This is a genomic window from Chryseobacterium sp. AG844, from assembly GCF_003182335.1.
Lineage (GTDB): Bacteria > Bacteroidota > Bacteroidia > Flavobacteriales > Weeksellaceae > Chryseobacterium > Chryseobacterium cupriresistens.
Genome location: NZ_QGTV01000022.1, coordinates 25,886 through 39,540, shown reverse-complemented (window position 1 = coordinate 39,540; position 13,655 = coordinate 25,886). Strand labels below are relative to the sequence as shown.

Sequence of the window (13,655 nt, the reverse complement as noted above, 5' to 3'; positions counted from 1 at the left end):
GTAATGAGTATTTTATTTTTTTAATGAAAAAGTATAGATGTCTTAAAATTGTTCACTGTATTACACTTTTAATAGGAATTAGTGAGTCTTTCATTTGATCAGGGAATAAGGATGAATATTTTGAGACCCAAATAAGAATCAGATTACAACTTTGAAAAATAAGCTAAAGCATCAATACTATTGAATGTCATAGGTATGTCATATGTATGTAATGGCTCTATAGGGCATTTTTTTATGTAAATATTTTATCATTGCCCCTGAAAAGAAGTAAAGATGCATGTGAAAGATCTATATTAAGTTTTATTGTTATTGATTTTTATAAGGTTAAAATTCTTGTTTTGAAATTAAATTAATAAATTTTTACTTTTATACATGTTATATACATATATATATTAGACATATTTGATACACTATGAAATTTATTATTTTGTTTTTCCCGTTACTGCTGTTTGCACAACCTAAAATTACCACAGCAACTATTGATAAAAGGCTGGAGGAGTCTAATGCTCTTCTTATTGATGGCCAGACAGATGATATGATTACATTGAATCTTTCAATACTGGATGATGCTAAACATATTAATTATGCGGAAGGAAAATTATCTGCATATTATAATCTGGCACTGGCTTTTTCCATGCAATACAGGTATAATAAAAGCAATTATTATTTAAAAATGATGGAACCTGAGTTCAAAAACTCGAATGCTGAAGATCAGGAAATTTCCATGAATATATTATACAGCATCAATTACAGAGGAATTAAAATGTATGATGAATCGTTAAAAAAGTTGAAAAAGAATCTGACAATGGCGGATGATTTAAAAAATGATTCTACCAGGCATGCTATTAAGGGAATGATTCTGGTTCAGGTAGGGAGAAATTATCTTGAGAAAAAAATGTACGACTCTGTTACCTACTATGGAAAGAAAATTGTTGATGAATTGAAAAAATCAAAAAAAATGGATACGGGGATGAATACCAGTCTGAAAGCAGCCATGCTCCTTTTATCCGAAGCAAAACTTAATGAAAATAAAATTGATTCTGCGGAGTATTATATAAAATCTGCCCAGTTTATAGCTGTTGACTGGGGGAATAATGATTTTGCAACATATAAGCTTTTAGGGCAAATTTGTGATGCGAGAAAGCAATATGATGCAGCTATTGTCAATTATGAAAAGGCCATAGTGCTTGCTGCAAAAGCAAAAAACTTCAGAAAATTATCAGAGTTGTACGGCTTAATATCCAGATCATACGAAAAAACCGGGCAGATTGATAATGAAAATAAATATGAGCTTAAATACAGCAGACTCAATGACAGTTTAAAAAAGATAGACGATAATAATCTGAAGGATACAGTAGATCTTCTTGTGGAAGAAAAACAAAAAAAATTGAAAAATGAAAATCATCTTTTGCTCTATATTATTATTGGGGGAATTGGAATTTTGGCAGTTATTTTCTTTATGATTAATAAAAGAATAAAAAAGAAGAATAAGATGTTAAATGTCAGGGAAATAGAAACGAAGGAGCTTAATCAAAAATTGAATGTAGCTTTTGAAGAGGTGATACAACTGGCAAAAAATAATGATCCGGAATTCCTTACCCGTTTTCAGGAGGTTTATCCTGAATTTGTACCCAAACTGATGAAACTTGAACCTCAGCTGCAAAGTACTGAGCTCAAGTTTTGTGCCATGTTGTTTCTTAATTTTTCCACCAAAGATATTGCTGCATATACTTTTGTTCAGCCTCAGTCTGTACAGACAAGAAAGAACCGTTTACGCAAAAGATTGGGAATCTCGTCAGATGAGGATATTTATCTCTGGATGCTTAATTTGAGATAATTTTAGTGGATTTTTACCGGGATTAACTCACTGTAATACCTGTGTCATACCTGTTTTTTTCGAGACGAAAGGAGAATAAAGCAAATTTGTGCTGTAAGAGAATTATAACAATAAAGAAAATCGATCTGTTCGGAATTTTTTATTAAAATATAGTTTTTGTGGCGAAGTATGTTTAGTTATTATTGGCCGGAGACCAGCCACACTTCGGCCCCTTTCCGGGGATTTTTGATTAAGAATAAAGAATCTATGCACAAACCCGAATCTCCCGGCTATAAAAGGATATATGAAGACCTTGTACGTCTGAAATACCCTGCAAAAAAACAAGAATGTGAATCTATATTGTCAAAACCCATATTTTCAGTAAAAGATGTAATTACCATTAACAATATTCTTTTTCCTAAAGCCAATAAACAAACCGAATTTGCCAATCAAAGACATCGTTCCTATGATAAAACTGCAATTCTGGAAATTCTAAGCTATCAGAAAAATAATAAACTGAATAATGCTGAATTAGCAAGATATTTTAAATTGAGCAGGAATACCATTGCCAAGTGGAAAAAACTGTTTCTCCTGTAATATCTTGTGTGTTTCAAAAGTGAAAAACCAATTTATGGAGAAAGATATCCTTGCAGACCATCGTTTTATAACTCTATTTTAATGGTACATTTGCTGTGGTAAAAGGAAATATGAAGAAACTGGAAATTAAAAAAAATATTCAGAAGTAGGAAGATAAAAAGCTGTCATTCCAGGTTTTTGATTTGAATAAAGAACATCTGTCATCCTATGGAAATCCCCATAAAAAAGATCATTTTTGTATTTTTATTGTAGAACAGGGAAAGCTTCAGGTCTGTATTGATGATAAAATACATTGGATAAAAACCTGGATTATATTGCAGCCAACGCTCTGGCAGATCTTTGTACAGGATTCAACCCGAGAGTTCCTGTTTTAGAAGAATTGAAGGCGATTTATAATGCCTGCTATGAAGGAGTGGTATATGCAGAAAAAGTGGTTGCAGGATAGTCTTTTGTAAATGGATTACCTCATAAACAACAAAAAAGAGAACTCAGACGAGTTCTCTTTTGCATTTATTTGACCATGATTTTAATGCTTTCCCTACGATCGTTTTCATAAAGAATACTGATCATGTAAACGCCTTTACTATAAGTTGAAAAATCTAATTGTATATCATAAGTATGAAGGCTTTTCCAGTCAGAAAGCTTCCGTTGAGCCATATCATAAACCATAATGTCCTTTATTTTCTCTTTACTTTTGATATGACAGAAATCTTTCACAGGATTAGGGTAAAATGTAAGCTCAGGCTGTACCTTCATATCCGCAGTCCCCAGAGAACCAATAGTAATTGTTTTACTGAAAGTTTCTGCACATGAATTTTTCATGACCGTAAGCGAGATTGTATAACTTCCCGGTGCAGTATATTGATGCACAGGGTTCAATGATGAATCAGTGATGCCATCACCAAAGTTCCATAATACAGATGTGTAATTGGCGGAATGATTGGTGAAATTTACAGTTGTTCCATTAATTCCTGCTATAAAATCCGAATGAAGATGAAACGCGTTACTGTTCCATTGTGGCGGATTATTAAAAAAAACAAGATCTGCAATATTCTGAAAATTTTAGCCGTGTTTTGAGGCAGTCCGTTATAAAAAGAGGATGGAAAAACATGATCCTGAAAAATTGCAGAATACATAGAAGCTGCCACAAGATAACTTCCTTTAGGCCCAGGATGAATATCGTTATAAGATCCGTGAAGAGCCAGATCCTGGGAAGAATTGTAGTAATGCCTTGCAGATTCTCCGGCAGGAACCATTTCCACCTGCATCAGGTTAGACATCTTCGTAATGGAATCCTTAATTTTCTGCTGAAAAGCGAAATAGGTATTGTATTCGTTCGCAGAGGGTACTCCATAGGGAATTTCATACAGAAATATCTTAGAGCAAGGACTGTATTTGCGGATAGAATCCCTGATTTTACGGCCGCGTTCAGCGGTAACAGAAACAGGGTAAGAATGACCTGCAGATTCCGCAGTTCCGGGCTGCATGATCACGTATTTATAGTTTTTAGATCTTATCTTTTGATACAATGAAGCATCATCTACATGATTCACAAATCCGGTTCCTCCGGGAGTATGTGTTGTTACAGATAGATTTTTCCCTTTTGAAGCCGCTATATTTTTAAAAATTTCAGGCGTGTCATTAAAATAGGTGACGCTGTTTCCTATAAACAGAACTTCATCGCAACACAAACGATGATTAAAAATGTTTTTTTATCAATATAGATATATACTTTTCTTTATCCGTTTTTTAATTATTAAACCTTTTAAAAGTACCTGCAGAAAACCTAATCTATACTGCAGGTACTGCATTAAAAGGTGTTTAAAATGAAAATGTTAGTTTATTTACTTTGTTAGAGATTTTGATTTACTATGAGTTAATGACTGGGTTTATTTTTTTTAATTGACTTAGAAAAGTACCTGCAGGCATCACGTATAACCTACAGGTACACGGTACACTAATTATTACAACTATTTCTTGATTAGTTTTGTATGATATGTCGCCTTATCATCTTTTATCGTGATCACATACACTCCTTTGATCAATGAGGCAACACTGATTCTTTTTCCGTCCGGTTTTCCTTCCTGAACGAGTCTTCCGTCTGCACTGTAAATTTTGTAATCAGCTTTACCTTTCAGATTTTTTACCTCTACAAATGTATCCGCAGGATTAGGGTAGATTTCAAGATCAGAAGATGACTGAACGGACTCCTTAACTCCTAGTGCTGCATTGATCTTTACAGAAAAATCCCATACCGAACCACGGGAGAAAAGATTACCATTGGCATCTACGAAAGGACTTGCACATGCATCAGCTGAAGCATTGAAAAATCCGCTGGCTACTCTCATTCTTAATGTTTTGTCACCATTGTAAGCATTGGCCGGAACTGCAAATGCAAAACTTCCCTGATGTCTTTTATTGGCATCAGGAGCTGCACCGTTAATCCCAATTCTTTCTGAAGCTTCAAATACTCCGTTTCTGTTGTAATCAATCCATGCCTGTACCCAATCCTGATAGTTTCCTCCAGCACGGTTAGCATACACAATATAGTTCATATTGTATTGCGCGCCCTGAGTAAGCTGAATCAGTTTGGCAGGGTCTTCCGAATAATCTTTATAAGCGTGCTGAACGGTTGTCCCATTTCCAGCTAAATCCACATTGGCTAAAGTCACTCTTAATATTCCACTGAAATACGACTGATTGTAGTGTTTCCTCCTGTAGTCATCAGGCAGTAATCATATCCGGTGCGCAATCCTTTTGTTTTAAAATTATACACAGGAGAAAATGCTCCGGGAACATTATTAATCACAGCGGCTACACGAACTTCATAAGAGGTTTCATCTTCAAGATTATTTAATAGCACAGAACTAACCGGGCTGGCAGCATTGGACCAGTTTGCTGTTCCCGCTTTCCTGTAATTCACGGAATAGGTTGCTCCCGGTACATGATTCCATGAAACAGTTGCTGAAGTTTTTAATATATCATTATCGAATGCAGCGAGTCCCGATGGAGGATTATTTAAAGAAGCAGGAGCATTTCCTACGGTCAGTGTAGGAGAAACGGCATAAAATATATTTCCTACTGCTGAAATTCGCAGTTTAATATTTCCTTGAAGCGCAGCAGGCATCTGTATTTCAAAACTTCCGTCATTAGGCGTTGAAGCTACCAGTTCTGTCCATGCTGATCCGTTAACCAGATCGGTTGTATATTCAATCTTTACATTGGCTGTGTTGTATGGAGCAAGGTTGGTATTGGCAACATCCCAGGAAATGGTATTGGAAGCATTATTATACAGCGTAGTAGAAGGAGTTAATCCTTTGAATTTGAAAGGTCCGTCATTTCCAACGGTTACTGTATTTTCTACAGAAATCGTTAAAGGTCTGTTCGGGTTATTATCACGTACTGTTACCGCGTAATGTAATACTCTGGGAATGTATGAAACTGTTTCCCATGTGTCTTTATTCGTCAGTTTACCACTCATTACAACAGGCAGGCTAGGGAAATATCTTCTTCCCGAAGCCACTGCAGGAAAAGAACGGGTAAGTGAACCTTCAGGATTGAATCCCCAGCCGCTGTCTCCTGAGATTGAGCTTGTAGAGCCTACGCTGTCATACTGTTCCCAGTTATAGGTAAACTGATCCCCGTTGGCATCTACTGCATTGGCATCCAGGTAATAGGCTGTACCTTTGGGAATAGTATAGGAAATCAGCGGGGTAATAGCTGGTGCATTATTGGCAATGTTTTCAGCTACGCCGCACTCAACTTTACCTTCAAGGTTGTTAAGGATTTGATTAATGGATGAATAGTGGAAATAGGCATCACTGTTCATCTGAACATTATTGGCAGTGATTCCTGCATAGGCCATAATGGTTGTTCCTCCTCCCGGTTCTATATTGACATCTGAGCTTTCAATAACTGTAGAAAAAGTGTGGTTACCTCCAAGCTGATGTCCCATTTCATGAGCTACGTAATCAATATCAAAGGTGTCTCCCACAGGATTCTGATTTTGTGTAAACGCAGAACCTTTACCTAACGGTTTTGCTGCGGTAGGGTCGGTACATATACATCCTATGCATCCTGCATTACCATTTCCTCCGGCGGCATTAAAGACATGTCCTATATCATAATTGGCATTGCCTACCTGAGCAGTTAAGGTTTGTTGAAGCTGCCCGTTCAAATCATTGGTGTATGGATCATTGGCCGGATTAGCATAGATGATATTGGGGAAATTCTGTATGGTAAGATGGATTGCAAATTCTTTTTCAAAAACACCATTGACACGAGTCATAGTAGCATTCATCTGGGCAACAGCTCCTGCCATCCCTCCGAAATGAGTAGTATATTCACCCGTTGCAGACAAGGCAAGTCTATAGGTTCTGTACATAGATGCGGCAGGTCTTCCGGTAATATTGATTCCGGCAAGTTTATTTTTTCCGGAATTCTTTAAAGATTTGATATCCAGTTCCTTTTTGCCTTCCATACTGCAGCTAAAGCCATGCTCAGACTCTGTTCTTTCGGTTTTATAGAATACTCCATAGGTTTTTTTATCTGTTGTGACAGGTTCTATAAACTGGAAGATACCGTCTTTAATAATCATTGACTGTATTTCTGTAGGGGATGTACTGAATCTTACATATTTGGAGGGGTCATCAATTCCCACTCCTACATAAGATCCTAATCCATATTTTTCAGCCAAGGATTTTTCCATCACAGGATTGCTGTACACCGCAAACTTTTCTATGGTTCCTTCTGCCGTTGGTAATTGAATCGTTAATGCTCTTGCATTGGCGCCGGTCTCCTCAGCGTTTTTTAACAACTGTATTAATGCATTAATATCAGTTTTGTAAGCATACTTGATTTTTACCTCTCTTCTGATCTCAGACACTTTTTGTGAAGAGGTCTCCCATCTTTGGGCATTGGAAAGACAGAAACCTGAAATCAAAAATAATGATAATAGAGTTTTTCTCATTTTAAAAATTAGGTATTTAAATAGTGGTATTGCGAAGAATGAATATAATATTCGGGTATTCAAAAGTAATTGCTAATTTTGTATTATAAATAATGTAATATTGCGATTTTTGTACGTGGTGTATATAATACGTATGTGTTTTAGGTTATGTGGTGGTGAAGTAGTATTAATATTGTATTTTATTTGGATAGCGTTATGATGAAAAAATTACCTGTTTTATTCTTTTTGATTTCTTCCTTTTTCTATTCGCAGCATACAGAAGAAGAATTAAAAAATGTTCTCTTTGATATTGAATTTTCTACAGCCGGATCAAAGGAAATAGAGATAATTGACAGTCTTATTAAGGTATGCAAGCAAAATTCTTATAATGATTGCGTAGCATTAGGGTATCTGAAGATCGCCAATATCTATAACCGAAACAGTGATATGAAGAGATCCTTTTATTACACTGATAAAGTGGAAAAAGAAAACCTAATCAATTCAGATACAGATTTTGAAGTCCTATTTTATCTCCATCTTCAAAGGTCACTGCTATACCAGAAATTAGGAGAAAGAGTTGCTTCTCTGAAACAATTGGATGAAATCTATGATAGAGTAATTCAAACCAATAATGCTTACTTTATTTATCTGATCAACTGGCAGTATGCAGGAATATACAATGAAATTAATAAAAAAAAATTAGCATTAAAACATTATAAAACAGCATATAAGTATTCTAAAATTTACAGAGAAAACAAAAATAATCTCTATAGGATAGACAAGAACAGATTGAGCAACAGTTATAAAACCTCACCGTATCTTGGCGGAATGTATCTTGAGCTCAACAAACCTGATTCTGCCAAAATATATATTGAGGAAGCCATCCAGAATGAAAAAAAATAGATGAAATAGGAATACGATACATTACCTCATATTATGCCGGCAGGTATTTTAAATCCATCAGGAAAATTGCTGAGGCCCAGCATCATTTATGGATATGTAAAAATATCGCAAATAACTATTATAAAAGCGAGAATTATCAAAAGTCGGTAGCAATGGAGCTGAAGGATCTGTATAAAAGTACGGGACAGAAAGACAGCATTGCCTATTACACTAATTGGCTGTTGGATATAGAGTCTTCAACCAACAGACAAAACCAGACATTGAATGATGCTGTAGATAAACAGAATGAATTGGAAAATAGCAATAGAAAGAAGGAAACAAAAGAACTTTTCTTCATCCTGTCGTTGAGTATTGCCGCATGTCTTCTTTTTATATTTCTTTTCCTGTATTATTATAGAAAGCACAAAAGTAAAAATCTGGATAAAATTGATATCCCTCATCAGATGCCTGTACAGGAGAGTATTTTTAAGGAAGTGATACAGCTTGCCAAAGAAAACAGCCCTGAGTTTCTGACCCGTTTCAATGAGTATTATCCGCACTTTTCAGAAGAACTGCTGAAAGTTTCTCCTTTAAAAATATCGGAAATAAGATTCTGTGCTTACATCTATCTCAATTTTTCTACCAAAGAAATTGCTGAATATACTTTTACCTCAGTGAGAACCGTACAGACCAAAAAATATAATCTAAGGAAAAAACTGAATATTCCCGGTGATATGGATATCTATGTATGGTTTTCCAGGTTGTTGAAATAAAATCCATCCTCTTTAATAAAATAAAAGAGGTTACTTCAAATGTGAAATAACCTCTGCATGTCAATTAATAAAGGGAAATCCCGGACATTAATTTCTTATGGTGGAAATATAGATGCATTGCAATCCATTACAATCTTTAAGTTCAATGTTGGTGATCATTTCACTGTAGACCCGGATAGTGGTGTCATTAAATTGATATCCTTCTATAAACACAGGTCTGTCTTTAGGAAGATTGCTCTGCTCATTAAGCATTTCCAGCGGTAAACTATCAGGATAACCTTCATTTTTTTTAAACGTGATCTCTATTAAACCGTTGTCAGCCAGATAGTCAAACTTTTTTAAATGAGAAGGCAGACTGGCCTTGGTTTTAAAAAAGTTTAATTTTTCAATACTGCTTTTGTAAAGATTAAACATGCTGCTGGTTCCAATGGCATCATTGTAAACCGCAAATTGTATGTTACTGTTTTTCTGGCCCAACAGTAATAATGAATTAGTAATGAAGAATATATACAATAACTTTTTCATAATAAAAATAGAGGTTTAAATGTTGGAGATTTTACTATGGAAGGTTGGTGTTAGTTCCTGTTTTTTACTACAATCCATCCTGTATACTTTATTGGAGTTTGTTTTGTATTGTTCTCATTCCAGCCCATTTCAAACCAGTAAGTTCCTGTAGGTTCTTTTTTACCGTCCATAGTTCCGTCCCATTTGAATCCGTTTAATTTACTTCCTGTATGAATTTTACTTCCATATCTATCATAGATACCGAATGTGAAATTACTTTTATTTGCCAAAGCAGAATAATCAAGTACGTCATTGATTCCGTCACCGTTAGGGGTGATGATGTTAATTAGATTAGGAACCGTAATTTCTACCTGCACAGGAACACAGTTATATGAATCCCTCACATAGAAAGTATGGCTTCCGCGGGATATATTGGTAAATATGTTTTCACTCTGCCAGTTGATATTGTCCATCGAATATTGATAAGGCGCTGTACCGGCAATTACATTTAAGGTAACTGTATTATTATTAATGTTAACATCTGAAATAACAGGGTTTTCAGAAGCATAAACCTTCACTGTTTGTCTGGTGGTACATTCTCTGGTTTTCAGATCTACCCAGTAGATTCCAACCCCTGCATTTTTGATGGACTGTGTAGTCGCTCCCGTACTCCATTCATAAGAAGTATAGCCTGGCCCTGCATCTAGTGTGGTTGTATTTTCCATACAGATAATTTTATCCTTTAATACTTCTGAGTAGGTAGGAGGAATAACCGTGAGAGTTACTTCTGCAATTTTATAACATCCGCTGGCATTGCTTACCTTAATGTAAACCACTCCGTTAGGAGCAATGTAGTTGGTGGGAGTCAGAATTTCGTTTGTCCCGTTATGGGCATCAGTAGGAGATGGATAGTACTGCTTAGTAATTCCCGGTTGTACATTAACTCCTGCCGTTGTTAAATTAAATATCCCAAGCAACGGATTGGATGGCTGGAAACATGATCTTAAAGCTGCATCTTTTACAATTGGGCTTTCTGAAACAGTAAGTGTTACAGTTACCCGTTCACAATCTGTAAACTCCGGGTCATTTCCGCAAAATTTATAAACAATGGTATCAGTGCCCAGATAACCGAAATTGGGAACATAATTAATTACTCCTGCAGCATCAATGGTAGCAGTACCGTTTGTTGGAGGAGTAATAATCGTTACTGTACTCGGAACATAAGTTTGGGTGGAATTGGTAAATTCTGGTATGATAGTCAGGTTGCCTTCGCAAACAGTAATCGCTTTTGTAGATTCCTGAAGACATGTGTATACTTTATAGACGGGAGTGGTTGCCGGTGGACAAGTACTTACTGAAATTTTCACGGTGTAATTTCCCGCCGCCACTGGAGCATAAGTATTGGTATTGGCTCCGTTGATAGGATTTCCGTTGAGAAACCATTGGTAGGTATCGTAGCTGTCATTTACCTCCAATACAATACCCGGAATACAATCTCCGGTTTTTTTTGAAATCAGTGGGATGGAAGAGAAACCTGCAAAATAACCCCCGTATCCTGATGTGCTGTAACCACCATTAATACCTGCTGTTACAGCTTTATCAGAAACTACAGTTACATTTCCGGTGATGGATGGGATAGCATATGTTACCCAGCTGCTATTTCCTGTCAATGGAAAAGGTCCTTGTACGGCGGTGGGAGTAATACCGTTTACCGTCACATTGGCTCCGGTTTCCGTTAAAATATTCAGTTTTACAATAGTGCCGGTTGGGACAGTGCTTGTTACCCCTGGTCCTGTTGGCATTTCATTGATCTTCCCGATTTCATCAATTTTTCGGGGTAAAAAGCAGTTCAATGGCGGAATGTAGTTGAATCCAACCGTCGCACTGCTGTTATTTACAGAGACCAACTGATATAAATAGACATTTTTTGAAGTCGTAATAAACATATTGAAATGTCCGGAATTTCCCTGCTGCACATAGTTATTTCCTGAAACTCTGTAAAATTCACCGCTGTTGATGGTCGCAACAGGAGTGTTGGAACCGTTAATAAATATTTGTGTATTGTTTTCTGTTCCTACAATGATGCCACCTTCAAGATCGGGATTGGTAGATCTTGTTCTCACCATGGCAAAAGTACTTCCAAGTCTATCTGTAGGTACAGACTGATCAAGAACCGCATCAGATCCCATGCTGGTGTTGTTTCCAAAATTTCCATTGATATTTCCGTTGGTAAGCGTAATCGGTTTATCAGAAACAATTTTAGCTCCGATAAAAGCTGATATATTTTGACCTCCTACTCCAGGGCCTCCGGCGAAAATAAAGGATTGTCCTTTGTTGAGAGTGATTGTTTGCGAATGGGTGGCAGGTGTTCCTCCAAAGAATGTCACATTTCCATTCCAAGTAGTGGTGATAACTGTATTATTCTCTGTTGCCAATATGCCTGCTGAGAAGTTAAATATGTTAAGTGATGCAGTAGTAGGAGTTGCGGCTACAAAAAATTCTTTGCCTATACCGGCTTTTCCTTTACTTGTTATAATTTCAGCGTGTACAGTACCGCTTACCATTCTTAATGAACAGTAAAATGGCTTGCTTCCATGTACATATAAACCTTTATTGATAGTAGTGAATGCATTTGAAGCAACATTAGCTGCTATAATACTAGCTGGCACCACAAAGGTCTGAGGAGACCCTTTACTTATGGTTACGTTACCTATTGGAATATTATTGCTGTTAATTGTAACAACAAAAGGAGTTGCAGAATCGGTAGAAAGATAGAGTGCCTGTGTATAATTTACTGAGGCGTAATAAGGTGCAAACCAATGATCTGTGTCTCTTTGCGCCGAAAGAGGGGAACTCAATAGAAGGAACAATAAACAAAATATAAAACTTTTCATGCATCGTTAAATTTTCGTTCTAAAAATTACGAATTCTTTTTTTTAAAACGATTATGATTTTATTATTAATTTTTTATTAATTGTCATATTTCCATATACCATTTCTATTAAAAAAGTAATAATTGAATTGTCTGAAAATAAGAGAATACTAAAAAGAGGGAAACCTTTTCAGAGGTATATGATTGCCGTTTGATGCTTTAGATACAAGATTGTGCACCTAAGGGCTTAATTAATGGTCTGATTATAGCAGGATAAGATTTATTTAATTTTTATATTTTTTCTTAGAGCAGTTTCCATTTTATTGCTTTGTAAAAATAATTTAATAAAAATATAAACAGATTATACTTTTGTATAGTTTTAAATCAAAGTTTAATGAATTAATATGAAAGGAACCTATGTTCAAATACTTTCAGTAAAGAGAGTATTTGATTTTTATTTTAATTCTTTTTTTAATATTCAGCCTAATGCCTGTTTTTGTGTGTATATTATGTTGAAAAATTTCACTTGATGTTGAAAATTTAATAAAAGTAGGTGTTTTTTGTCTTTTAAATAATTTTTACAATAGGCCTAAGGCTGAATATAATTATACTAAGAAAATTAAATACTTACGGACTCAAATTTTTTAAATGCCTGTCACCCGAAGAAAAAAATACACACTATTACCTATGATTTTTCATCTTAAATATGTCAACAGTGTAGATGTGCTTGTCAATCATTAGATTACACCTATAGAACTCTTTGATGATGGAGAAATCTCCAAAATAGTCTGTGTAGTGTCCTATTCTCTTAACCGGTCTGCGGGAAATATCAGGATCGTTTCTAGTACCTCAGAAACCTATTGGAAGTATAATCTCTTCACGGGAAAATGGACAGAAGAATCTAAAGTTGCCCTAAAATTAAGGGAAATAGAAATTATACGGCTGTATCTCCAGGAATTAAAAATAGAAGAAATCGCAGAACAACTGTTTGTGTCGCCCAGTACAATAAAGTTTCACAGAAGCAAATTGTTTGAAAGAATTGGAGTGAAAAATATAATTGAAGCAATATCCTACGTAATAACGAATAATTTGATTTAAACTTTACTTTTTAAAACATTTCCAGTCCGGAAGTACCGAGAAACAAAATGTACTTCTCTTTATAATCTTATTTTTCAAGGCTTTGAAAAATAGTTGTTTCTATGTCCTTACTAACGTACGAGAATTTTCCCTCCGTAATATTCAGAGGGAAAATACCCGGCCAGC

General features: G+C 35.6%; 12 protein-coding genes. 6 read left to right on the top strand and 6 right to left on the bottom strand.

Translation table 11 applies throughout. The features are described 5' to 3' along the window. The first annotated feature begins 412 nt into the window (after nt 1–412). The 3 genes from DEU40_RS18285 to DEU40_RS22225 all read left to right on the top strand — a co-directional run bounded on the left by DEU40_RS18285 (nt 413) and on the right by DEU40_RS22225 (nt 2,858). Nucleotides 413–1,837 carry a helix-turn-helix transcriptional regulator gene (locus DEU40_RS18285; protein WP_110011177.1) on the top strand — a complete coding sequence of 475 codons (1,425 nt, stop codon included), beginning with the start codon at nt 413–415 and terminating at the stop codon, nt 1,835–1,837. Nucleotides 1,838–2,083: 246 nt separating this feature from the next. Continuing rightward, nucleotides 2,084–2,413 carry a transposase gene (locus DEU40_RS18280; protein WP_110011207.1) on the top strand — a complete coding sequence of 110 codons (330 nt, stop codon included), beginning with the start codon at nt 2,084–2,086 and terminating at the stop codon, nt 2,411–2,413. A 292-nt stretch (nt 2,414–2,705) separates the two neighbouring features. Continuing rightward, on the top strand, nt 2,706–2,858 hold the full coding sequence (locus DEU40_RS22225) for an iron-containing alcohol dehydrogenase (RefSeq protein ID WP_146207876.1): 153 nt from the start codon (nt 2,706–2,708) through the stop codon (nt 2,856–2,858). 65 nt (nt 2,859–2,923) lie between these two features. Here DEU40_RS22225 and DEU40_RS18275 read toward each other — a convergent pair whose 3' ends face one another. The 4 genes from DEU40_RS18275 to DEU40_RS18260 form a co-directional block, all read right to left on the bottom strand. After that, complete coding sequence (locus tag DEU40_RS18275; RefSeq protein ID WP_228406560.1) at nt 2,924–3,382, bottom strand: PKD domain-containing protein; 459 nt, start codon at nt 3,380–3,382, stop codon at nt 2,924–2,926. Nucleotides 3,383–3,387: 5 nt separating this feature from the next. After that, nucleotides 3,388–4,104, bottom strand: a complete 717-nt coding sequence (locus DEU40_RS18270) for an SGNH/GDSL hydrolase family protein (protein ID WP_110011175.1) — start codon at nt 4,102–4,104, stop codon at nt 3,388–3,390. 279 nt (nt 4,105–4,383) lie between these two features. Beyond that, nucleotides 4,384–5,085, bottom strand: a complete 702-nt coding sequence (locus DEU40_RS18265; RefSeq protein WP_110011174.1) for a T9SS type A sorting domain-containing protein — start codon at nt 5,083–5,085, stop codon at nt 4,384–4,386. A gap of 2 nt (nt 5,086–5,087) precedes the next feature. Then, complete coding sequence (locus DEU40_RS18260) at nt 5,088–7,382, bottom strand: reprolysin-like metallopeptidase (RefSeq protein ID WP_110011173.1); 2,295 nt, start codon at nt 7,380–7,382, stop codon at nt 5,088–5,090. Nucleotides 7,383–7,577: 195 nt separating this feature from the next. Between DEU40_RS18260 and DEU40_RS18255 the strand changes: the two genes are divergently transcribed. Then, nucleotides 7,578–8,264: a hypothetical protein gene (locus tag DEU40_RS18255; protein ID WP_110011172.1), complete on the top strand. Its 687-nt coding sequence runs from the start codon at nt 7,578–7,580 to the stop codon at nt 8,262–8,264. A gap of 152 nt (nt 8,265–8,416) precedes the next feature. Then, nucleotides 8,417–9,016 (top strand): helix-turn-helix transcriptional regulator, encoded by a 600-nt coding sequence (locus DEU40_RS18250; protein ID WP_110011171.1) that lies wholly within the window; start codon nt 8,417–8,419, stop codon nt 9,014–9,016. An 87-nt stretch (nt 9,017–9,103) separates the two neighbouring features. Here DEU40_RS18250 and DEU40_RS18245 read toward each other — a convergent pair whose 3' ends face one another. Continuing rightward, entirely contained in the window at nt 9,104–9,541 is a 438-nt protein-coding gene (locus DEU40_RS18245) for a hypothetical protein (RefSeq protein WP_110011170.1), read from the bottom strand. A gap of 50 nt (nt 9,542–9,591) precedes the next feature. Beyond that, nucleotides 9,592–12,414, bottom strand: a complete 2,823-nt coding sequence (locus tag DEU40_RS18240) for a T9SS type B sorting domain-containing protein (RefSeq protein ID WP_110011169.1) — start codon at nt 12,412–12,414, stop codon at nt 9,592–9,594. 773 nt (nt 12,415–13,187) lie between these two features. Between DEU40_RS18240 and DEU40_RS22875 the strand changes: the two genes are divergently transcribed. Beyond that, a complete protein-coding gene (locus tag DEU40_RS22875) occupies nt 13,188–13,490 on the top strand; it encodes a LuxR C-terminal-related transcriptional regulator (protein ID WP_181398002.1) in 303 nt (100 codons plus the stop codon). Nucleotides 13,491–13,655 lie beyond the last annotated feature (165 nt).

What these genes read in the sequence shown, in the direction of transcription:
- DEU40_RS18240 (WP_110011169.1), bottom strand. Translation starts at nt 12,414, where the DNA reads ATGAAAAGTTTTATATTTTGTTTATTGTTCCTTCTATTGAGTTCCCCT.
- DEU40_RS18260 (WP_110011173.1), bottom strand. Translation starts at nt 7,382, where the DNA reads ATGAGAAAAACTCTATTATCATTATTTTTGATTTCAGGTTTCTGTCTT.
- DEU40_RS18255 (WP_110011172.1), top strand. Translation starts at nt 7,578, where the DNA reads ATGATGAAAAAATTACCTGTTTTATTCTTTTTGATTTCTTCCTTTTTC.
- DEU40_RS18280 (WP_110011207.1), top strand. Translation starts at nt 2,084, where the DNA reads ATGCACAAACCCGAATCTCCCGGCTATAAAAGGATATATGAAGACCTT.
- DEU40_RS18245 (WP_110011170.1), bottom strand. Translation starts at nt 9,541, where the DNA reads ATGAAAAAGTTATTGTATATATTCTTCATTACTAATTCATTATTACTG.
- DEU40_RS18250 (WP_110011171.1), top strand. Translation starts at nt 8,417, where the DNA reads ATGGAGCTGAAGGATCTGTATAAAAGTACGGGACAGAAAGACAGCATT.
- DEU40_RS18285 (WP_110011177.1), top strand. Translation starts at nt 413, where the DNA reads ATGAAATTTATTATTTTGTTTTTCCCGTTACTGCTGTTTGCACAACCT.